General features: G+C 64.9%; 15 protein-coding genes and 1 tRNA gene. 15 read left to right on the top strand and 1 reads right to left on the bottom strand.

Annotated elements, in window-relative coordinates; genetic code table 11:
* Positions 1 to 15: 15 nt before the first annotated feature.
* On the bottom strand, positions 16 to 864 hold the full coding sequence (locus P1IM2_RS05170; protein ID WP_186401688.1) for a methyltransferase domain-containing protein: 849 nt from the start codon (positions 862 to 864) through the stop codon (positions 16 to 18).
* Between the two features lie 43 nt (positions 865 to 907).
* Here P1IM2_RS05170 and P1IM2_RS05165 point away from each other — a divergent pair, with 43 nt between their 5' ends.
* The 15 genes from P1IM2_RS05165 (at position 908) to P1IM2_RS05095 (ending at position 20,029) form a co-directional block, all read left to right on the top strand.
* Positions 908 to 1,762, top strand: coding sequence for a ComF family protein (locus P1IM2_RS05165; protein ID WP_254535826.1), 855 nt, complete (start codon positions 908 to 910; stop codon positions 1,760 to 1,762).
* Positions 1,763 to 1,780: 18 nt separating this feature from the next.
* Positions 1,781 to 2,041, top strand: coding sequence for a glutaredoxin 3 (grxC, locus tag P1IM2_RS05160; protein WP_062767121.1), 261 nt, complete (start codon positions 1,781 to 1,783; stop codon positions 2,039 to 2,041).
* A 3-nt stretch (positions 2,042 to 2,044) separates the two neighbouring features.
* A complete protein-coding gene (locus P1IM2_RS05155) occupies positions 2,045 to 2,512 on the top strand; it encodes a DUF1178 family protein (RefSeq protein ID WP_186401687.1) in 468 nt (155 codons plus the stop codon).
* 48 nt (positions 2,513 to 2,560) lie between these two features.
* Positions 2,561 to 2,637: transfer RNA gene (locus P1IM2_RS05150), tRNA-Arg, on the top strand.
* A 477-nt stretch (positions 2,638 to 3,114) separates the two neighbouring features.
* A complete protein-coding gene (locus P1IM2_RS05145; RefSeq protein ID WP_217373223.1) occupies positions 3,115 to 6,153 on the top strand; it encodes a TonB-dependent receptor in 3,039 nt (1,012 codons plus the stop codon).
* A 44-nt stretch (positions 6,154 to 6,197) separates the two neighbouring features.
* Entirely contained in the window at positions 6,198 to 8,411 is a 2,214-nt protein-coding gene (locus P1IM2_RS05140; protein ID WP_186401686.1) for a polysaccharide lyase 6 family protein, read from the top strand.
* On the top strand, positions 8,408 to 10,582 hold the full coding sequence (locus P1IM2_RS05135) for a heparinase II/III family protein (RefSeq protein WP_186401685.1): 2,175 nt from the start codon (positions 8,408 to 8,410) through the stop codon (positions 10,580 to 10,582). The genes P1IM2_RS05140 and P1IM2_RS05135 overlap by 4 nt, the downstream gene beginning before the upstream one ends.
* A complete protein-coding gene (locus P1IM2_RS05130) occupies positions 10,579 to 11,853 on the top strand; it encodes an MFS transporter (protein WP_186401684.1) in 1,275 nt (424 codons plus the stop codon). The genes P1IM2_RS05135 and P1IM2_RS05130 overlap by 4 nt, the downstream gene beginning before the upstream one ends.
* Positions 11,854 to 11,866: 13 nt before the next feature.
* On the top strand, positions 11,867 to 12,619 hold the full coding sequence (locus tag P1IM2_RS05125; RefSeq protein ID WP_062901874.1) for an SDR family NAD(P)-dependent oxidoreductase: 753 nt from the start codon (positions 11,867 to 11,869) through the stop codon (positions 12,617 to 12,619).
* Between the two features lie 31 nt (positions 12,620 to 12,650).
* Positions 12,651 to 13,490 (top strand): rhamnogalacturonan acetylesterase, encoded by an 840-nt coding sequence (locus P1IM2_RS05120; protein WP_186401683.1) that lies wholly within the window; start codon positions 12,651 to 12,653, stop codon positions 13,488 to 13,490.
* 126 nt (positions 13,491 to 13,616) lie between these two features.
* On the top strand, positions 13,617 to 16,475 hold the full coding sequence (locus P1IM2_RS05115) for a TonB-dependent receptor (protein ID WP_186401682.1): 2,859 nt from the start codon (positions 13,617 to 13,619) through the stop codon (positions 16,473 to 16,475).
* A gap of 37 nt (positions 16,476 to 16,512) precedes the next feature.
* Positions 16,513 to 17,379, top strand: a complete 867-nt coding sequence (locus P1IM2_RS05110) for an alpha/beta hydrolase (RefSeq protein WP_186401681.1) — start codon at positions 16,513 to 16,515, stop codon at positions 17,377 to 17,379.
* A gap of 82 nt (positions 17,380 to 17,461) precedes the next feature.
* Positions 17,462 to 18,208 (top strand): FadR/GntR family transcriptional regulator, encoded by a 747-nt coding sequence (locus P1IM2_RS05105; protein WP_062767146.1) that lies wholly within the window; start codon positions 17,462 to 17,464, stop codon positions 18,206 to 18,208.
* A gap of 157 nt (positions 18,209 to 18,365) precedes the next feature.
* Positions 18,366 to 19,010 (top strand): 2-keto-4-pentenoate hydratase, encoded by a 645-nt coding sequence (locus P1IM2_RS05100; protein WP_186401680.1) that lies wholly within the window; start codon positions 18,366 to 18,368, stop codon positions 19,008 to 19,010.
* On the top strand, positions 19,010 to 20,029 hold the full coding sequence (locus P1IM2_RS05095; RefSeq protein ID WP_186401679.1) for a sugar kinase: 1,020 nt from the start codon (positions 19,010 to 19,012) through the stop codon (positions 20,027 to 20,029). Before P1IM2_RS05100 ends, P1IM2_RS05095 begins: the two co-directional genes overlap by 1 nt.
* Positions 20,030 to 20,349: the final 320 nt, after the last annotated feature.

Here is a 20,349-nt window from a genome sequence, read left to right as displayed (position 1 = left end):
GACTGTGCAGCCGACCTAGGGCCTGGGAGACAGCGCGTCGATCAGCGACGCCGTGCCGCTGCCGCGGCGGGCGGGACGGGGCTGGTCGGGGTGCGGCGCCCAGCCGCTGAAATGGATGATACGGAATTGCTCGGCAATGCGCCCGTCGGGGTCGGCGCCTTCGGCAAAGGCGGCCGCGATGCGCGCGGCTTCGGCGCGCGTCAGCGGCAGCGGCGTCGGCGTGAGGCGGCTCGCGAGGCCCGCCGCGCGCAAATCGCGCACGAGCCCCGGCAGCGCCGCATAGCGCACGGTCAGCGCCTCGACATCGACGACGGGCAATGCAAAGCCGGTGCGCTGGAGCAGATTGCCCATCGCGGCGAGGTCGATCTGCGGATGCATCCGCGCGATGGTGCGCACCCCCTCTGCCATCGTCGCACGGCGCAGGCGCGGCAGGCTGCCGTCGCCGACAAAGGCGCCGAGCAGCAGGCCATCGGGCGCCAGCAGCGCGCGCAGCCGTACAAGCGCACCGGGAACGTCGTTCACGGCGTCGAGACCGCCGGGCCAGACGATCAGATCATATTGGCCGAGCGGCAGGTCGATCGCATCGACCTCACCCACCATCGCGCCGGTCGCCGCGGCGAGCCGCGGTCCGGCCTCGAAGAGGTCGAGCGCCCGCCCGCGTGCGCGCAACGCGTCGGCGAGTGCGGCATCATGGGCGCCGATCAGCAAGATGCGGTCGAAGTCGCGCGTGACCATTTCCAGCCGGTCGAGCAGCGTTTCGGCCAGGATCGGCGCAAGGAAATTGGCATCAGCGGGCAGGCGCGCCAGCCGGTCGCGCTGGGCGCGGTGGCGGGCGGCGGAAAAGAGCGGCGGCGGCTGCGACATGGGCGCGCTTGTGCCGCCGGGCGCGATGTTTCACAAGAGGCCGATGGCGACGATGGCCGAAGACAGCGAGGATGATGCGTCGGCGCCGGCGACACCTGCTCTGTCGCGCGGCATTCGCCGACTGGGCACGGCGCTGCTCGATTATGCGCTGCCGCCGCGTTGTCCGGGGTGCGGCCTGGTGGTGGGCGAGGTCGGGCAGTTCTGCCTCGATTGCTGGAATTCGCTCCATTTTCTGGATGGCCCTGCATGCGCCCGCTGTTCGGTGCCGCTGCCGACGGCGCTCCCCGGCGTCGCGAGCGAATGCGGCGCGTGCCTGGCAGACCCGCCACCGTTCGACGGCGCGCCCGCAGCTTTGGCCTATGGCCCCGTCGCGCGGACGGTGGCGCTACGGCTCAAATATGGACGGCGCCTTGGCCATGCCCGGCTGATGGCGCGCCTGATGGCGCGGCCTTTCGAGGCGCTGGCGGGCGAAGCCGAACCGCTGCTCGTGCCCGTTCCATTGCACCGCTGGCGGCTCTGGTCGCGCGGCTTCAATCAGGCGGCGCTGATCGCCGACGAGCTGGCGCGGCTGACCGGCGCGGCGCATGATCCGAATCTGCTCGTTCGGCACAAGGCGACCGCGACGCTGCGCGGCAAGGGGCGCCGCGAGCGTGAGAAGATCGTCGCGGGGGCCTTCGCGCTGGCGCCGGATGCCAAGGTGCGCGCCGCGGGTCGGCACCTCATCCTCATCGATGATGTGCATGCCAGCGGGGCGACGCTGCGCGCTGCGGCGCGGGCGCTGCGCCGCAGCGGTGCCGCGCGCGTGTCTGCGCTGTGCTGGGCGCGCGTCGTCCACGATGTGCCGGGAAATGCCGCGCCATTTGACTTTGCGGCGCTCGATTCCGATATGCAGCGGTGAAAGGATGAAATCAGTCCCATGGCCAGGATCGAAGTCTATACCAAATTCCTCTGCCCCTATTGCACGCGGGCGAAGGCGCTGCTCGAGAACAAGGGCGCCGCGTTCGAGGAGATCGACGTGACGATGGACCGCGCCGGTTTCGACGCGATGGTCGCACGGGCTGGCGGTCGCCGCACCGTGCCGCAGGTGTTCATCGATGGCCAGCATATCGGCGGCAGCGACGATCTGGCGGCGCTCGATGCACGGGGCGGGCTCGACCCGCTGCTCGGCGCGGGCTGACCCTTGATCGTCTTCGATCTCTGCTGCGACGCCGGGGATCACCGGTTCGAGGCCTGGTTTGCGAGCAGCGACAGCTTCGCCGACCAGCAGGCACGCGGCCTGATCGCCTGTCCGGTGTGCGGCGACAGCCGGGTGAAGAAGGCGGTGATGGCGCCGCGCATCGGCACCAAGTCGAATCAGCGGGCGGTCGCCGCGCCGGTAGCCGCACCGGCACCCGATGCGACGCCGTCCGCCGAAATGGTCCGCACCGTCCTGGCGGCGATTGCCGCGAAGCAGGCCGAGATGTTGCCGCAGTCGCGCTGGGTCGGACGCGATTTTGCCGATGCCGCGCGCGCGATGCACGAAGGCCGCGCGCCCGAAGACCTGATCCACGGGCAGACCTCGCCCGAAGAGACGCAGGCGCTACATGACGACGGGATCGCCGCCATGCCGCTGCTCGTCCCAATCGCGTCGCCCGACGCAATCAACTGACCGCGCCGATTGACGCTGCGCGCCTTGCCCCGCTAAACGAGCGCCGACGCGCCCGTAGCTCAGCAGGATAGAGCATCAGATTCCTAATCTGGGGGCCACAGGTTCGAATCCTGTCGGGCGCACCACTTCGGAACAAGGCTGGGCACCGTGCGCGCCTTTATTTCGGCGGCTCCCGCGACCAGCGCTTGGAGCAGATTGCTTTTCAATCCGAAATCCGAACCTCGCCGACATTGAACCACACGCGCTGCGCAAGCGCGCATGTTTATCGCTTTCTGATCGAGAACATGCGTTAATCCGTGCCAGCGGTCATCGTGGACGAAGTAAGAACCCGGGGCTGTTTTCGGCGAGCCGATCTGGGCCACCGAACGCGCGCCGCGTCGGCGATGGCTGACCTGCCAAAAATCGAGAGAAGGCCTGCGCCATATCGCCGCGCTGGGAAGGGCGATGCAAATCGGGCGCAGCATGACGCGGCGGCGGGATGGATGGCTTCATAACTCGTCAACAAAGTGGTATGACAAAAAACGGATATTTTCGCTGCCTTGTTGACAATACAGGTATGAAGATTATGCCTAGCCGAAATACCAAGCCAATTGGGGAGAGGCATGATGCGGGATTATGTTGGGCTGCGCCGCAAGGCGCGGGCGTCGCGGCTGGTGACGGCATGGGTTTCCGGGGTCGCGCTCTGCGCGCTGCTCGCGCCCGTCAGCGCCCTGGCTCAGGAGCAGGTGCAGTCGGACGATGCTGCGGACGACAATGCGATCGTCGTGACCGGCATCCGTAGTTCGCTGCAGAGTGCGCTCACGGAAAAACGTAACGCCGACAATCTGATCGAAGTCATCCAGGCCGAAGACATCGGGAAATTGCCTGACCAGAATCTCGCCGAGGTGCTCGAGAACATCACCGGGGTGCAAATCACGCGCGAAGCCGGGGTCGGTACTGGCGTGCAGATTCGCGGCACCAACGACAATCGCGTCGAGATCAACGGCGTTTCGACCGTCGGCTCCGGGTCGGGTCGGGGCGGCATCAGCTTCGAGGATGTCAGCGCGTCGATCATCGCGTCGGTCGAAGTGACCAAGGCGCCCGAGGCAAAGACGATCGAGGGATCGGTGGGCGGCACCATCAACCTGCGCACCATTCGCCCGCTCGACCTGAAGGAAATGCTGCTCGCGGCACGCGTTCAGGGCGAGCATAGCGAGCTGTCGAAGAGCGTCCGGCCGCGTATCTCGGCAACGTTCGGCGACAAATGGTCGACGGGTATCGGCGAGATCGGGCTGGTGGTAAGCGGCAGCTACACCCAGCAGGAGGCAACATCCTTCCGTCCGCGCGTCGATCGCGACGGCGGGCTTGTCGAAAATGTCAACGCGACCGTGGTCCGCAGCGGCGTAACCGAAAATCAGCCGACGCGCCGCCCGGCCGCCCAGGACTTCGACTTCGTCGGCATCCAGTTCCTCAACCAGGAGCTCGAAAATTTCGAATATGAGACGAAGAATTTCGCCGGAACGCTCGAATGGGCGCCGAGCGATCATGTGAAATTCTATTTCGATACCATCTATAACGACCAGCAGCGGCGGCAGGACAGCTCGCGCGTTCAGGGGTCGGGGGTCAATGCGCTGCTCGACTACAGCGTTCCGACATCCTTCCAGACCGTGGATTTCGGTTCGCTCGACGGTGTGAAGCTCGGCAGTATCCGGGTCGCCGAGACGGGCACGATCGAGCCCAATATCGCGGTCGATCGCGACGACCCCAATCTGCGCTTCTCGAGCGACGTCGGGGCCCGCCTGACCAAGAGCGAAATCTACCGGCTCGGCACCGAGTTCGACGCCGGACGGCTGACCGGACGCGTCGAGGCATCGCGTTCGATTTCGAACACGCGCAATCCCGATCTCAGCACGACGTTGAATTTCCTCAACCCCAATGCTCCGGTCTTCACCGGGAACGACAATGCGGTTCCCTTCATCTACGACCTGTCGGGCGGATCGCTTGCCTTCGGGATCAATTTTGACTCGCCCTTTGCGCCGACGGTCGAACAATTGCTCGACCCCGCCAATGTCGTGTTGCAGCAGGTGTCGATCGGCAATGACAGCACGCGCAACAAGGAAGACGCGGCGCGCATCGATCTGTCGCTCGATGTCGCGGACCTGACGCCCTTCTTCACCTCATTCGACGTCGGCTATCGCTTCAACCGGTCGTCCAGCACCTTCAACGATGTCGGCTCAACGCTTACGCTCAGCAGCCTCAACGACAGTCCGCGCGGCACCTTGTTTGCCGATCTGCTGGTTCGCGGTCCGAACAATTTCGGCGACGCCGACGGCCGGACGCTTTTCTTCAAGGACTTTCTGCTCGTCGACCCCAACCGCGCGTTCAGCGATCGCGAGGGTACACTCGACATCCTGCGCGCCGCCTTGCTGGCGGCGCCCGGCCAGCGCGCCCTCAACGACGCATCGGCCAATTCGGCGGGCTATTTCTCGATCAACGAGACGACCAACGCGGTCTATGGTCAGGCCAATTTCGAGATCGGCCCGGTACGCGGCAATTTCGGTCTTCGCTGGCTCGACACCAGCCTCGATTCGATCGGCAATTCGATCACCGGCGCCAATGTGACGCAGGTCGTCACCCGGGGCGGCTACAGCAAGCTGTTGCCGCGGCTCAATCTCGTCGCCGATGTCGCGGACAATATCCTGCTGCGCGCCAGCTGGGGCCGCGACATCAACCGTCCCGATTTCGACCTGCTATCGACTTCGGTATCGTTCGTGACGAGCGAAAACGCGGCGGTCTCGATCGGCAATCCGAATCTGCGCCCCGAAACCGTCACCTCCTATGACGCCTCGATCGACTGGTACTTCGCGCCTTCGTCGGTGCTCAGCGTCGGGGTGTTTCACAAGAAGCGTACTGACCTTTTCGTCACCCAGCTCGAAGATGCGCCGCTTGACGCCAATGGCTATCGCGACATCACCGCGCCGTGCGAGGGCGGGGGCATCTATAATCCGATCGCGTTTCGCAACCAGCTATCGCCGATCGGCGGATCGGGCATGTGCGTCCCGATCCTGACGACGATCAACGACAGCGGCAGTACGACGCAGACCGGCGTCGAAGTCGCGCTGCAATATGACCTGTCGCAGTTCGAGGATGCCTTGGGCTTCGCATCGGGCTTCGGGATCGTCGCCAACTACACCTATCAGAAATTCGGCGGCGGCCAGGCTGTCAACAGCTCGGCGACGCGCGGCACCGATATCTTCAACGCGATCAACGGCATCTACGATGATGCCGATTTCGTGCCGGTAACCGCGAAGCAGGGGCTGCTCGACTTTTCCAAGCACGCCTATAATCTGACACTCTATTACGAAAAATACGGGCTCTCGGCCCGCGCGCGCTACACATGGCGGAGCGCGTTCCGGACGCTGGACACGGTCGGCGGCGCGACGCTTGCGAGCACCTTCGGCTTTCCGGTCGTGACAGCGGCGCGGGGACAGCTCAATGCGAGCATTTCTTACGATATCAACAGCTTCCTCAGTGTCGGGGTCGAGGGGGTCAACCTCTCCAAGTCGAAAATCTCGCAATATTGCGTCAATGACGGGGCACTGCTGTGCTTCGAGGGACTGCCCGATCGCCGGATCACCTTCGGCGCGTCGGTGCGTTTCTAGGGCGCTCGGGGTGACGGCGCAGGGCAAGATAAAAGGATGAGGCATTGAAAATCGGTTCGGTTCTGATCCTCGCGCTTCTCGCGTCCGCCGCGGCGCCGGCGAACGCGCGCGACCTGCTCGTGTCCGATCCCGCGCAGTTCCGCGCGGCGGTCAAGGCGGCGAAACCCGGCGACGCCATCCTGCTTGCCGACGGCGAATGGCGCGATTTTCAGGCGCTGTTCGTCGGCACCGGTACCGCGACGAAGCCGATCACCCTCGCGGCGCAAACCAAGGGCAAGGTCGTTCTCACCGGTCAGTCGAACCTGCGACTGGCGGGGCGCCACCTCGTCGTGTCGGGCCTCGTCTTCAAGGATGGCGCCAGCCCGACCGCCGAGGTCATCTCCTTCCGGCGCAATTCGTCCGACCTGGCGCGCGATTCGCGTGTCACCGAGGTGGTGATCGACGGCTTCAGCAAGGCCGACCGCCGCGCAGAAGATATTTGGGTCGCGCTCTACGGGACCGGGAACCGCGTCGATCATTCGCATTTCGAGGGCAAGACAAACAGCGGCGTTACCCTGGCGGTCATCCGCAAGGCGGGCGATCCGCTCGATAACCGGCACCGCATCGATCATAATTATTTCGGACCGCGCCCGCCGCTCGGATCGAATGGAGGCGAGACGATCCGCATCGGGACGAGCGAAGAATCGCTGTCGGACAGTCACACGCTCGTCGAGCGCAACATCTTCGATCGCTGCAGCGGCGAAGTCGAGATCGTCTCGGTCAAATCGGGCGGCAATATCATTCGCGAGAATCTTGTGCTCGCCTCGCAGGGCGCTTTCGTGCTGCGGCACGGCAACGGCAATATTGTCGAACGCAATATCTTCTTCGGCCAGGGGGTTCCCGACACCGGGGGCGTGCGCGTGATCAATCGCGATCAGATCGTGCGCGACAATTATCTGGAGGGGCTTGCAGGCACCTCGTTCAAGAGCGCGATCAGTGTGATGAACGGCGTCCCCAATTCGGTGATCAATCGCTATCATCAGGTCGCCAATGCGCGGATCGAGGGCAACAGCATCATCGACGCCGCGCGCATCACCTTCGCCGCCGGTGCCGATGCCGAACGCTCGGCCCCGCCCGTCGACAGCCGGTTCGATCGCAACCTGATCGTCGGGGCAAAGGGGCAGGATCCCTTCCGGGCGCAAGGCGCAATCGACGGCATTGCGTTCGCCGACAATGTCGAGGCGCGCGTGGCGACGCCGCTGCTTGGCGCAGGGGTCGAGCAGCGCGAGGTCGCGCTCGAACGCGGCGCGAACGGCCTGCTGTATCCGACCGACCCGGCGCTCGCCGCGATTGGCGCCCCGCGCGATCTTCGCCCGGTGACGCGCGACGAAGTGGGTGCCAGCTGGTATCGAAGCGCAGCGCCTGAAGCGGCGTTCGGCGCTGGCGTCACGCGCCGCGTTGCCGCGGGCGCGTCGCTCGCCGCGGCGGTCGCGGGCGCGCAGCCCGGCGACACGCTGACGCTTGCGAGCGGCACCTATGATATTCCAGCGCCGCTTACGGTGCGCCACCGGCTGACCATCGCCGGCGCCAAAGACGCAAAGCCCGTGCTCCACATCGTCTCGCAGCTTGCGCGGATCGTCGGCGGCGGTGGTTTGCGGGTAGAAAATCTGGCGATCGACGCGCATGCGGTGGAAGGCGCCGGGCCATTGATCGCGATCGAAGCGGGCGCTGCCCCCAATTATGCGATCGCCCTCGACGGCGTGTCAGTGCGGGGGCCGGCCAAGGGACGCCTCACCGGGGTCGCGATGGCGCCGGGAACCTTCGCCGACGACATCATCATTGCGAACAGCAGCTTCGCCGACATGGGTCTCGTTATCGACGGGACCGGTGAGCAGGAGCCGAAAGGCTGGTATCCGATGGAACGGCTGACGATCGCGGACAGCAGTTTTGCCGCCGTCGGCATGATTGCCGATCTGCTGCGCAAGGGGACGGACGAGAGCACCTTCGGTCCGTGGTTTGCGATGACCGGGTCGAATGTGGTCGACAGCGGCACTGACGGCGTGGCGCTGCGCATTTCGGGTGCGCAGCATGTCCGCATTACGGCCAATGCGTTCGCGAAATCGGGCGCGATTGCGATCATTCATTCGGTCGGCGCGCCCGACACACGGATCAGCGGCAACAGCTTTGCCGCCACCCCGGCGCCGCGGGTGGAAGAACTGGTCTATAAAGGCCCGCTGCGCGCAGATCTGTCGAACAATGCCATGGAGGCGCGGCCATGATGCGATCCCTTGCGCTTCTGCTCGCCGCTGCCATGCCTGCCACGGCTGCCGTCGCCGCGCCGCCGCCTACCGCAGAGCACACCCGATCCTATGCGCCCTTGTTCGCGGCTGAAGTCGAAGCGGCGAAACGCGATGTCGAGGCCTCGATCCGGGCAGGGATCAATGTGCCCGTGCCGAAGGATCCGGGCGGCGGCTTCACCCACGAACAGCATAAGCGCAATTACCGGATCATCTTCGAGGGCGGTCAGCTCTACCGGCTTACGGGCGACGTCCGTTACCGCGACCATGTCCGCGACCTGCTACTCGCCTATGCCAAGCTTTACCCGACGCTCGGGCCGCACCCGGCGGCTGCGAACCAGGCGACCGGCCGGCTGTTCTGGCAGAGCCTCAACGACAGCGTCTTCCTCGTCAATGCGGTGCAGGGCTATGCGCAGATCCGCGATGCGCTGACCCCAGCCGAGCGCGCGCGCATCGACGATGGCGCGATCCGTCCGATGGCGAAATTCCTGTCCGACGGGTCGCCTGAGGTGATCGGCCGGATCCATAATCATGCGACCTGGGCCTGCGCCGGCGTCGGGCTCGCGGGCTATTTGCTGGGCGACCGCGATCTGGTCGACAAGGCTTTGCTGGGGCTCGACAAGAGCGGCAAGACGGGCTTCCTGCGCCAGCTCGACCTGCTCTTCTCGCCGGACGGCTATTACGCCGAAGGCCCCTATTATCAGCGCTATGCCTTGATGCCCTTCGTGGTCTTCGCTGCCGCGATCGACGCCAACGAACCCCAGCGCAAGATCTTCGACTATCGCGGCGGCATCGTCCTGAAAGCCGTGCGAACCGCCATCGACGTCACCCACGACGGCTATTTCCTTCCGATCAACGATGCGATGCCCGACAAGAGCTTGCGCACCGATGAGCTCTATCAGGCGGTTGCAATAGCCTATGCCGCGACGCGCGATCCCGTCTTTCTGTCGATCGCCGAGCGGCAGGGGCATACGGTGCTGACACCCGCGGGCGAAGCGCTGGCGGCGGACGTTGCGGCAGGCAAGGCCAAGCCGTGGCCCTTTGCCTCGCGGCTGCTGTCGGACGGGCCCGACGGCAAGGGCGGGGCGCTTGTCCTGCTGCGCGATCGACCGACGGCGACCGGTCCGCTGCTCGTCGTCAAAAATACCGTGCAGGGCATGGGGCACGGACATTTCGACCGCCTGAACTGGCTCTATTATGACGAGACCGGCGCGGTCGTCACCGATTATGGCGCGGCGCGCTTCCTGAATGTCGAGGCGAAGCGCGGCGGACGTTACCTCCCCGAAAACGACAGCTGGGCGAGTGCGACGGTGGCGCACAATACGCTCGTCGTCGACGAACAAAGCCATTTTGCGGGCGACTGGAAGGTGGGAGAGAAAATTCCCACCCAGCAGCTCGCGAGCCGCCTCGATGGCCCCACGCGCTATTCGATCGCGGCGATCGACGGCGCATACAAGGGTGTCGGGATCCGCCGCGCGCTGTTGCTGCTCGACATCGACGGGCTCGGCAATCCACTTATTCTCGATATCCTCCGTGGAACTGGCGGCGGCAGGCATCGCTTTGACCTGCCGCTGCACTTTTCCGGACAGATTATCGACAGCGATATCGTTTTCGATCGCAAGCTGGCCGAGCGGCCGGTGCTGGGCACCGCAAACGGCTACCAGCATCTGTGGGTCGATGGCGTGGGCAGCGCGGCGGACAAGGCGGCGGGCAAGGCAGCGCGGCTCACCTTCATGCAGGGCAACCGCTTCTACAGCTACCATATGGCGCCGCCCGCGGGCGCCCGCTTCATCCTCGCGGAAAGCGGCGCAAACGACCCCGAGTTCAACCTGCTCCGGCAGCCTGTGCTGATCCAGCGTATCGACGGCGCCGACAGCGCGACCTTCGTCAGCCTGCTCGAACCGCATGGGTCCTATGACGCATCGGCCGAGACAGTCGTCGGCAGCCGCGCGCGGGTCGTGGGACTCGACCACCGCCGTCTCGGCGATGTCGACCTCGTGGTCATCACGCTGGCCGGCGGCCGCCGTATGGCGGTCGCGGTGTCCGATAATGTCGCGGCGGACGCATTGCACAGCGTCACGATCGACGGTGCCGCGCATTCATGGACCGGCCCCGTCGGCCGCTTCGATCTTGCCAAGGGAGGCGCAAAATGAAGGGCGGCCTGCGCTGGTGCGTGATCGGCCTCATCGGCCTCGCCACCGTCATCAACTATATCGACCGCAACGCGCTCGCGGTGATGTGGCCCGAAGTGTCGAAAGACATCGGCGCCACCAAGGAAGATTATGCGCTGCTCGTGACGATCTTCATGATCGCCTATGCCGTCGGTCAGTCGCTGTTCGGGCGCGTGTTCGACGCGATCGGGACACGGATGGGCTTCACCATCTCGATCCTCTTCTGGTCGCTGTCGATCGCGGCGCACGCGCTTGTCCGATCGATGCCGCTGCTCGGCGTGCTGCGCGCGACTTTGGGGCTCAGCGAAGCGGGGAACTGGCCGGGCGCGGCCAAGGCCAATGCGCTCTGGTTTCCCTCGCGCGAACGCGCGCTCGCGCAGGGCATATTCAATGCCGGGGCGTCGCTGGGCGGAATCGTCTCGGCCCCTCTCGTCGCATTGCTTTTCGTCCAGTTCGGCTGGCACGGCACCTTCCTCATCGTCGGTATCTTGGGCTTCGTCTGGCTGGTTCCGTGGCTATGGTTCTACAAGGGCGATCCTGAAAATCATCCCTGGCTCAGCGAAGCGGAGCGTCAGCATATTCTGACCGGCCGTGCCGAGGCCGGGCCGGGCGATGATCGCCGCGTGCCGCTCGGCGAACTTCTCCGCCATCGGCAGAGCTGGGGCGTCATCCTGTCACGCTTCTTCCTCGATCCGGTGTGGTGGTTGTTCGTATCGTGGCTGCCGATCTACCTTGCGGAGACCTTCGGCTTCGACGTGAAGCAGATCGGGCTGTTCGCCTGGGTTCCCTTCGTCGGCGCCATGCTGGGCAGCCTGTTCGGCGGTTGGCTGGCGGGGCGGATCATCGCTTCCGGCGGGAGCGTCCACAAGGCGCGCACGCTGACGATCGGCATTGGCTGCGCGATCATGCTCCCCACGCTGCTTGCGACGATCGGTGCGGACGATCCGCTCAGCGCCGTCCTGCTGATCGCGGGGATATTGTTCGGTTTCCAGATGGCGATCGGCAATATCCAGACGCTGCCGAGCGATTACTTCGGCGGCGGGGCGGTCGGCAGCCTTGCCGGGATCAGCGGCACCGCCGCGGTCGCCGGGACGCTGATCACCACCTGGCTCGTGCCGGTCCTCACAAAGAATGGCTATGCGCCGATCTTCGCGCTGTCGGCGGCGATCGTTCCGCTCTCCTTCCTCGCATTTCGACTGATCGGCGGCCGCGTCGAACCCGTCGCGACTGCGCCCCGCAACACCCAAGAATAAGGAAAAGAATTCGATGAATCTCCAAGGAAAAACTGCGCTCGTCACCGGCGGCGGCCGCGATATCGGCCGGTCGGTATCGATCGCGCTCGCGCGCGCCGGAGCGCGCGTTGCGATCAATTACAACAGCGGTCGGGAAGCCGCGGAAGCAACGCTGCAGGCGATCCGTGACGCGGGCGGCGACGCCTTTCTGGTCCAGGCCGACGTGACCGACAGCGCCGCGGTGCGCGCAATGCTCGACGAGGTCGGCGTCGCGTTCAGCGGCCGGCTCGACATCCTCGTCAACCTTGCCGGCGGCATGGTCGCGCGCAAGACGCTGAGCGAGATGGACGAGGCCTTCTTCGACCATGTCATGACGCTCAACCTCAAATCGGTCTTCCTCGTCCTCCAGGCTGCCCTGCCTTTCCTCGGCGAGGGATCGGCGGTGGTCAATGTCTCGAGCCAGGCGGGACGCGACGGCGGCGGCCCCGGCGCATCGGTTTATGCCACCGCGAAGGGCGCCTTGATGACCTACACGCGGTCGATGGCAAAGGAATTGGGGCCGCAGGGTATCCGCGTCAATGCGGTTTGCCCCGGACTGATCGGTACAAGCTTTCACGACATTTTCTCGAAGCCGGAGGGCCGCGCGGCGACCGCCGGAAACACACCGCTGCGCCGGGAAGGCCATCCCGACGAGGTCGCGGATACCATCGCCTATCTTGCATCGCCTGCGGCGAGCTTTCTTGCCGGCGTCTGCCTCGACGTCAACGGCGGGCTCTATTTTTCGTGACGATGTAATCCGCAGAAGAAGGGGACAGGATATGCGCTGGTTAGCCATTCCGCTGTTCGCCGCCGCGCTTGCCGGCGGCGTGCAGGCCAAGGAGCGCGAGCGGACCGATGCCGAGCCGCTTTCGCCCTACAAGATCATCCTCGTCGGCGATTCGACGATGGCGCCGCACAGCGGCTGGGGCGGCGCCTTCTGTGCCGGCCATGTCAAATCGTCGGTGGCGTGCGTCAACGCCGGGCGCGGCGGTCGCAGCACGCGCAGCTACCGCCAGGAAGGAAGCTGGGACATCGCGCTCGGCGAAGCGAAGGTGCCGGGCTATCGCACAACCTATGTGCTCATCCAGTTCGCGCACAATGATCAGTCGAGCAAGGCCGAACGCTGGACCGACGAGACGACCGAATTCCCTGCAAATTTACGGCGCTTCGTCGAGGAGGTGCGCGCGGCGGGGGCGGTCCCGGTGCTCGTGACGCCGCTGACGCGCCGCGAGTTTCGCGATGGCGAGCTTCGCAACACGCTTGCAAGCTGGTCGGATCAGGTCCGCAACGTCGCCAAGGCGATGGACGTGCCGCTGGTCGATCTCAATGCGTTGAGCGCGGCGCAGGTGCAGAAGATGGGCGCCGAGACGGCGACGCAGCTGGCGCAGGAGCCGCCGAGCGACGAGGAGCTTGCCGCAGCCAGAGCCGGGACCACGCTCGCGGCGCGTCCCGCGCCGCCACCGCCGCCGCCGATTACCCACAAGGGCGCGCGGGGGCAGGTGACACGCAAGTTCGATTATACGCATCTGGGCGCCGTTGGCGCTGAAGTCACGGCGCGCCTTGTGACGCAGGCCCTCGCTGTCGCGGTGCCGGGGCTGGCGAGCCAGCTCGTCCCCTGACAGGGGTTCGATTGCGGGGCGTAAAATTGGTCATACCAATTCAGCTTACACAATGGTTGACAAAATATATGCAATGTTCGACCATATTGGTCAGAACAGAATCAAGATATTCGAGGGAGAGACGGCGTGAAGGTTCAGCAGCAGGTCGATAATCGTGCGCTTCGCGCGGCTTTGCTGGCGGGGGTCGGGCCGCTGCTGCTGCTTGCGGCCCCGGCGGCGGCGCAGGATGCGACCGGTTCTGCTGAAGGCGCGGCGACTGATGATGATGCGATCGTCGTCACCGGCATCCGCGAGACGATCCAGAATTCGATCAGTGTAAAGCGCCGCGAGACGGCGATCGTCGACGCGCTGTCGGCGGACGATATCGGCGACTTGCCGGCGCTGTCGGTGGGGCAGGCGATCCAGACGATCACCGGCGCCACGACGCACCGCGAAAAGGGCGATGCGTCCGAAATCGCGCTTCGCGGCCTTGGCCCTTTCCTGTCCAACGCAACCTTCAACGGCCGCGATGCGACCAATGGCAGCGGTGACCGTTCGGTGAACTTCAATCAGTTTCCGTCGGAACTCGTCAACAATATCAAGATCTACAAGACCCAGCAGGCCAATCTGGTCGAAGGCGGCGTTGCGGGCACGATCGAGATCGGCACGCTGCGTCCGCTCGATTTCGGCAAGCGTCGCATCCAAGGGGAAATCAAGGGGCAATATAATCCCTATGGCAACCGGATCGTCGGATCGGGTGGGACCGGCTGGCGCGGCACGCTGAGCTATGTCGATCAGTTCGCGAACGATACGATCGGCATCTCGATCGGCTTTCAGCGCAACGACACGAACAACCCCGAAGAAACCTATGCTGCGAGCACCACGTGGAGCGCATGCCGCGCCGACATCGTGGTGACGAACAACAACTGCACCGAACTCGCTCGCGAGGATTATGGCAGCGACGTCCCCTATTATCTGGTCCCGAACAGCTATATTTTCCGCCAGATCAGCGAGACCGACCAGCGCGACGCCGCTTTCGGTGCGATCCAGTGGCGCCCGTCGGAACGGATCAACGTCAATCTCGACGTCCAATATTCGGACCGCACCTATGTCGAGAGCCGGCGCGATCTGACGCTGTCCGAAGCGCGGCGCAGTCTCGTCAACGTCGAATATGACGCCAACGGTATCGTTCGCCATCTGGAGGGCCAGAGTTCGCTCGAATCCAATGGGTCCGAACTTTCGCGGTCGGAAGAATATCTGGGCGGCGGCCTGTCGGTCGAGTGGAAGCCGAACGACCGGCTGACGCTGACGGCCGACGGCAGCTATTCGCGAACGATCCGCAAGGAAATCGAGCGCAACTTCCGCCTCCGCACCGATCCGACCGACGTCAACGGCGTGCGCACCGTCTTCAACAATATGCGCATTCCCTACACTTATGATCTTGCGCCGGGCAGCTTCGTCCCGACGATCACGATCGATCCGCGCTTCGATCTCGACAACCACGACCTCTTCTGGGACGATGCCCGCTTCCGCCGCGACGAGGCCAGGCGCCGCAACGAGATTGTCGCAGGGCGCGTCGACGCGATTTATGAAATGGACGGCTTTTTGCGGAGCATTTCGGCGGGTGCGCGCTGGGCGCGGCTGACCTACCGCGACTATGATGTCCGCAACGGCGACTTCAACCAGAATCCGGCCCGGACCGAGGATCAGCGGATCAACAATCTCTGCCGTCAGGCCTTTCCGCAGCGCGATTATCTCACCGCCGCCGACGGCAATGACATTCATAGCTGGGCGACCTTCGATGTCGACTGCTTGTTCCGCGAATATCTCGGCACCGAAGATCCCGGGCTTCCCGACGATATCCGTTCGGTCGCGAACCGCGACGTCACCGAACGCACGCTCGCGGGCTATGTGATGGCCGAATATGAAGGCGACCTCGGCAATCTTCCGGTTCGGGGCAATTTCGGCGTTCGCGTGGTCAAAACCGATGTGACCTCGAACGGGCTGCGCAGCGACCTGGTGATCGTCGACAATGGCGACGGCACGATTCGCCTCGACGACAGCGGCGAGTTCGACACGGTCACGATCAAGAGCGGGACGACGCGCATCCTGCCCAGCGTCAACGCGATTTTCGAGGTCGCGCCAAACATGCTGCTGCGTCTCGCCGGCTACCGCGCGATGTCGCGCCCCGCACCCAGTGCGCTTGGCGCCGGGCGGACCTTCACGCTCGAGGATGGCGGTAGCTTTACCTCGGTCCAGGACGCGATCGAAAATGCGCGCGCAAACGGTAGCCCGCGCCTCAAGCCGCTGATGTCCTGGAATGCCGATGCGGCGATCGAATGGTATCCGAACAAGGATAGCCTGTTATCGGCGACCGTCTACTACAAGCAGTTCACCGGCGGCTTTCAGCCGGTGGTCTATGACGAAAGCTTCACCGTCGACGGGCAGGACGTGACCGTTCCGGTGATCCAGACGCGCAACAGCCCCGACAAGTCGCGCATCTACGGCATCGAACTGACCGCTGCGACGCGCTTCAGCTTCCTGCCCAAACCGCTCGACGGTCTGGGGGCAAAGGTCAGCTATAATTATGCCGACGCCAATTTCGAAAATCAGGATGTTCGCCTCGGCGACGTCTATGATCCCGAATCCGAAACGGTATCGCCGGGGTTGATCGCGCCGGCCGGTCTGTCAGGCTATTCGAAGCACGTCCTTTCGGCGCAGGCCTATTATGAAATCGGCCCCGTATCGCTTCAGGCAATCTATAATTACCGGTCGAAATATTATCAGGACTTCGTCGGCGGCAACAGCCAGCTGCGCTACGTCGGGCCCAGCGAAACCTTCGATTTCCGCGCCTCGCTAGCGCTGATGCGGGGTGTTTCGCTGCGCTTCGAGGCGATCAATATCTTCAACGAACCGAAGGCGACCTACATGCCCGTCTACGGCAGCAGCCGCCAATATCATTATTACGGGTCGAAATATTTCATCGGCATCCGGGCGCGGATCTAGCTTGTCCCGCCGGCTTGTCCTCTCCGGCATCGCCGCGATGGCGGCGCTCCTGGCACCAGGAGCGTCGGCCACGGATGAAATCGCGCCCGGTCGCGTCGTCAAGGACGCCGTTTACCGCACGGTGGGTGGCAGGCCGCTGCGTCTCGACCTCTATGTTCATCCAGCCGTCCGCAAGAAGCCGGGCCCTGTCCTCATCCATTTCCACGGCGGCGGCTGGGCCCGCGGCGCGCGCCCTGAAAGCTGGACCGGCTTCCGCCCCTATGTCGCCGCCGGCTTTTCGGTGGTTACGGTCGAATATCGCCTCGCCGGCGCGGCGCGGGCACCGGCGGCGGTCGAGGACGCGCGCTGCGCGCTCCACTGGGTCGACGCCAACGCCGAGCGCTATGGCTTCGACCGCGCCCGGATCGTCGTCTCGGGCACGTCGGCGGGTGCGCATCTGGCTTTGATGGTCGGGCTGCTGCCTGACGAAAATGCCATCGATCCTGCCGAATGTCGCGGCGCGGGCCGCGCTGCGGCGGTCGTTGATCTTTATGGTCCGACCGATCTGACAGCGACGAAGGACGCTTCAGGCGCGCGCCACGCCACGGTTGCAAACTGGATCGGGGAGGGGGATGGGGCCGACACGATGGCGCGTCGCATGTCGCCGATTGCCTGGCTTCGCAGCGATGTTCCGCCGGTCTTTATCGGCCATGGCGATGCCGACCCAGTCGTGCCGGTTGCACAGTCGATCGACCTCAAGCGGCGGCTCGATGAACTCGCGGTTCCGGTCGACCTCTTCATCGTACCTGGCGGCGGGCACGGGAAATTCGATGCGGACAGCCAGCGGATGATGACGGCGCGCGCTTTGGCCTTCCTCTGCGGCCGCCGGATTCCCGACCCGCGCGCGTGCGCCGAGAAAAACTGAAACGGCGGACGGTGATGGGCTTCAAACTTGTCCTACCTGATTGTATAGACTTCCTGACATTGGAGCGGGGAGTATATTGACGATGGCCGAACGCCGCCTTTTCGAAGAGATTGCCGATACGATCCGCCGCCTCATTCACGACGGAACCTATCCGCCCGGAACCCGCCTCCCCGGCGAACGCGAATTGTCCGAACAGTTCGAGGTCAGCCGCGTGACGATCCGCGAAGCCGAGATTGCGCTGCAGGCAACCGGGTGGATTCACATCCGGACGGGCGCGGGTGCCTATGTCGCAACGCCGCTTCCCGACGACAATTCGATCCTGCCCAAGGTTAGCGCGTTCGAACTGACCGAAGCACGCTCGCTGTTCGAAGCGGAGGCGGCGGCGCTGGCCGCCCCGACGATCTCGGCCGAAACGCTGGCGAAGCTCGACGAACTGCTCGCGGCAATGGCCGATGATGGCAAGAGCGAAGAGGAAGTGAGCGCGATCGACCGCGAATTTCACATGACGATTGCCGCGGCGTCGAACAACAAGGCAATCATCCACGTCATCGAACGACTGTGGCGGATGCGTCTGGAACTGCCCGAGGTCAAACAGAGTCACTCGCTCGTCTGCCGCAAGGATGGCAGCGCGCGGCAGGCCGAACATGCCGATGTGGTCGAGGCCTTGCGCCGCCGTGACGCCGCGGGCGCGCGGCTCGCGATGCGCCGGCACTTCAATCGCCTGCTCGAATCGATGCTCGACGAAACCGAAGAGCGCGCGCTCGACGAACTGCGCCGCCGGGCAGCCGAAAGCCGCGAGCGTTATCTGCTGAGCGCGAAGCTCGCCTGACGATGGGACGCCCGCCCGGATGACCTTTCAACTTCGCGCCGACGATGGGACGGCCTCCCTTGCAAATGCCCGTCGGCGCGGGACGGCGCTGCCGACTTTTCCGCAGCCGCTCCCCGCGTCACTCGACGAAGCCTATGCCATGCAGAACCGGATACTGATGTCCTTGGACATGCCGGTGCTGGGCTGGAAAGTCGGCCGTATCCCTGCGCCTATGGTAGCCACGCTGGGCGCCGAGCGTCTCGCTGGGCCGGTTCTGCGCTGCACTACGCTCACGGTATCGCCGGGGGAGGCCCGGGTCTTTCGCGGCGGTGCGGGGGCGATCGAAGCCGAGGTGATGTTGCGGCTCCACGCGGTGCCCGGCCATATACCGCCCGCCGATCGCGTGCTCGACTATATCGGCGAGATTCGCGCAGGGTTCGAAGTGGCCAGTTCGCCCGCGCCCGACGTGCATGATCATGCGCCCTGGTCGATCATCGCCGACCTCGGCATCAACAATGGACTGTTGCTGGGGCCATTGCTCGACCGGGGCATATTCGACCAGCTCGACGTCGAAACGATGGTCGCAGGAACGGTGGTCGGCCGCGGGCGCGCGCGCGATGTCCTCGACGGGCCGCTGGGATCGGTGCGCTTCCTGATCGAGCAGCATCTGAAGGGGCGTATCGCACTCGAGCCGGGGCAATGGCTGTCGGCGGGCGCGATAACGGGCGTACACCCGATCCGCGTCGGCGAAACCGCACATGCGACCTTCGGCTCGGCGATTGCCATTGGCTGCACCGCGATAGCCGAAACCGGACTGGAATAATGACAGCAAAACCCTTTACCGTCGCCTGCTTCGGCGAAATCGTGATGCGCGTGTCGGTGCCGGATGGTGAAATGCCGCTGCAATCCCCGCGCTTCGATGCCTTTGTCGGCGGGGCCGAGGCCAATGTTGCCGTGGCGCTTGCATCGCACGGCTTGGCAGTCCGCATGATCAGCGCTTTGCCCCGGGGCCCCATCGGCGACGCGGCAATCCACGCGGTTCGCGCGCACGGGGTCGACACGACCCGCGTCGAACGGCGCGAGGGACGGATGGGCCTTTATTATCATATCCCCGGCGGACCCGTACGGCCGGCAGAGGTGCTGTATGACCGCGCAGATTCCGCCTTCGCGGCGATGGCGGCAAGCGACTGGAATTGGGCCGAACTGCTCGCCGGCGCCGACTGGCTGCACCTTTCGGGCGTGACCCCCGCGCTGGGCCCGCAATCGGCGGAGGCCGCCCTGGCGGCGGTGGAGGCGGCCAGTGCCGCGGGCATCGGCGTCTCTTTCGACGGCAATTGGCGCGGCCGCCTGTGGGAGAAATGGAACGACGATCCGGGCGCGATCCTCCGCCGGATTGTGGGCAGGGCGAGTATCCTGTTCGGCAACCATCGCGACGCATCCCTGCTTCTGGGCCGCGCGTTTTCGGGCGACGGCGAAAGCCGGCGCCGAGCCGCCGCGCTGGCGCTTCTCGAAGAATATCCGTCGCTTCAATATGTCGCCTCGACGGCGCGGCGTATCGTCGGCGCGACCGATCACCGCATCGCGGCCCGGGTGGACGCGCGCGACTGTTTCGCAGCAACCCCTGAAATCCGGATCGAACCCATCCGGGACCGCGTCGGCACGGGCGATGCGTTTGCCGCAGGTGTTCTCGATGCGATCTGGCAAGGCAGCGGGCCAGAAGGCGCGGCGCGGTCGGGCCTCATTCTGTCGGCGCTGAAACATGGCGTGCGGGGCGATTTTGCGCCTTTCCCCCGCGCCGTGACGGTGGCAACGCTTTTCGAAGCATCCGATGTGGTGCGCTAAAATCGCTAGGTGCCCGCTTTACCGCCTGCTTCGGGCATCTAAAATGCGGATCGAGGCAGTAGCCAACTGACATCCGCTTCCGGATCACCCTCGATCTAGATGCGACGGCAGGGAACGACCGATTGCGGTCGTCCGCCGACCTTTCTTCCATCGTCATCCCGGCCTTCGCCGGGATGACGAAAATGGAGGGTGGCCGCTTCCCATCTGTGGACGCCCCAAAAGACGCAAGCGATTTTTGGAGGTAGTGCACGTAGTCGGATGCGGCCATCTGTCCGGCCTTGCAATGCAGCATCGGAGGCTGCGGGCCCGTATGGGAGTTC

The sequence above is a fragment of the Sphingopyxis sp. P1IMeth2 genome (assembly GCF_900185685.1).
Lineage (GTDB): Bacteria > Pseudomonadota > Alphaproteobacteria > Sphingomonadales > Sphingomonadaceae > Sphingopyxis > Sphingopyxis terrae_A.
The sequence above is the reverse complement of the archived record's forward strand: the minus strand, read 5'-3'. Positions and strand labels throughout refer to the sequence as shown.

What these genes read in the sequence shown, in the direction of transcription:
- P1IM2_RS05170 (WP_186401688.1), bottom strand. Translation starts at nt 864, where the DNA reads ATGTCGCAGCCGCCGCCGCTCTTTTCCGCCGCCCGCCACCGCGCCCAG.
- P1IM2_RS05165 (WP_254535826.1), top strand. Translation starts at nt 908, where the DNA reads ATGGCGACGATGGCCGAAGACAGCGAGGATGATGCGTCGGCGCCGGCG.
- grxC (WP_062767121.1), top strand. Translation starts at nt 1,781, where the DNA reads ATGGCCAGGATCGAAGTCTATACCAAATTCCTCTGCCCCTATTGCACG.
- P1IM2_RS05145 (WP_217373223.1), top strand. Translation starts at nt 3,115, where the DNA reads ATGATGCGGGATTATGTTGGGCTGCGCCGCAAGGCGCGGGCGTCGCGG.
- P1IM2_RS05135 (WP_186401685.1), top strand. Translation starts at nt 8,408, where the DNA reads ATGATGCGATCCCTTGCGCTTCTGCTCGCCGCTGCCATGCCTGCCACG.
- P1IM2_RS05130 (WP_186401684.1), top strand. Translation starts at nt 10,579, where the DNA reads ATGAAGGGCGGCCTGCGCTGGTGCGTGATCGGCCTCATCGGCCTCGCC.
- P1IM2_RS05125 (WP_062901874.1), top strand. Translation starts at nt 11,867, where the DNA reads ATGAATCTCCAAGGAAAAACTGCGCTCGTCACCGGCGGCGGCCGCGAT.
- P1IM2_RS05120 (WP_186401683.1), top strand. Translation starts at nt 12,651, where the DNA reads ATGCGCTGGTTAGCCATTCCGCTGTTCGCCGCCGCGCTTGCCGGCGGC.
- P1IM2_RS05110 (WP_186401681.1), top strand. Translation starts at nt 16,513, where the DNA reads ATGGCGGCGCTCCTGGCACCAGGAGCGTCGGCCACGGATGAAATCGCG.
- P1IM2_RS05105 (WP_062767146.1), top strand. Translation starts at nt 17,462, where the DNA reads ATGGCCGAACGCCGCCTTTTCGAAGAGATTGCCGATACGATCCGCCGC.
- P1IM2_RS05100 (WP_186401680.1), top strand. Translation starts at nt 18,366, where the DNA reads ATGTCCTTGGACATGCCGGTGCTGGGCTGGAAAGTCGGCCGTATCCCT.
- P1IM2_RS05095 (WP_186401679.1), top strand. Translation starts at nt 19,010, where the DNA reads ATGACAGCAAAACCCTTTACCGTCGCCTGCTTCGGCGAAATCGTGATG.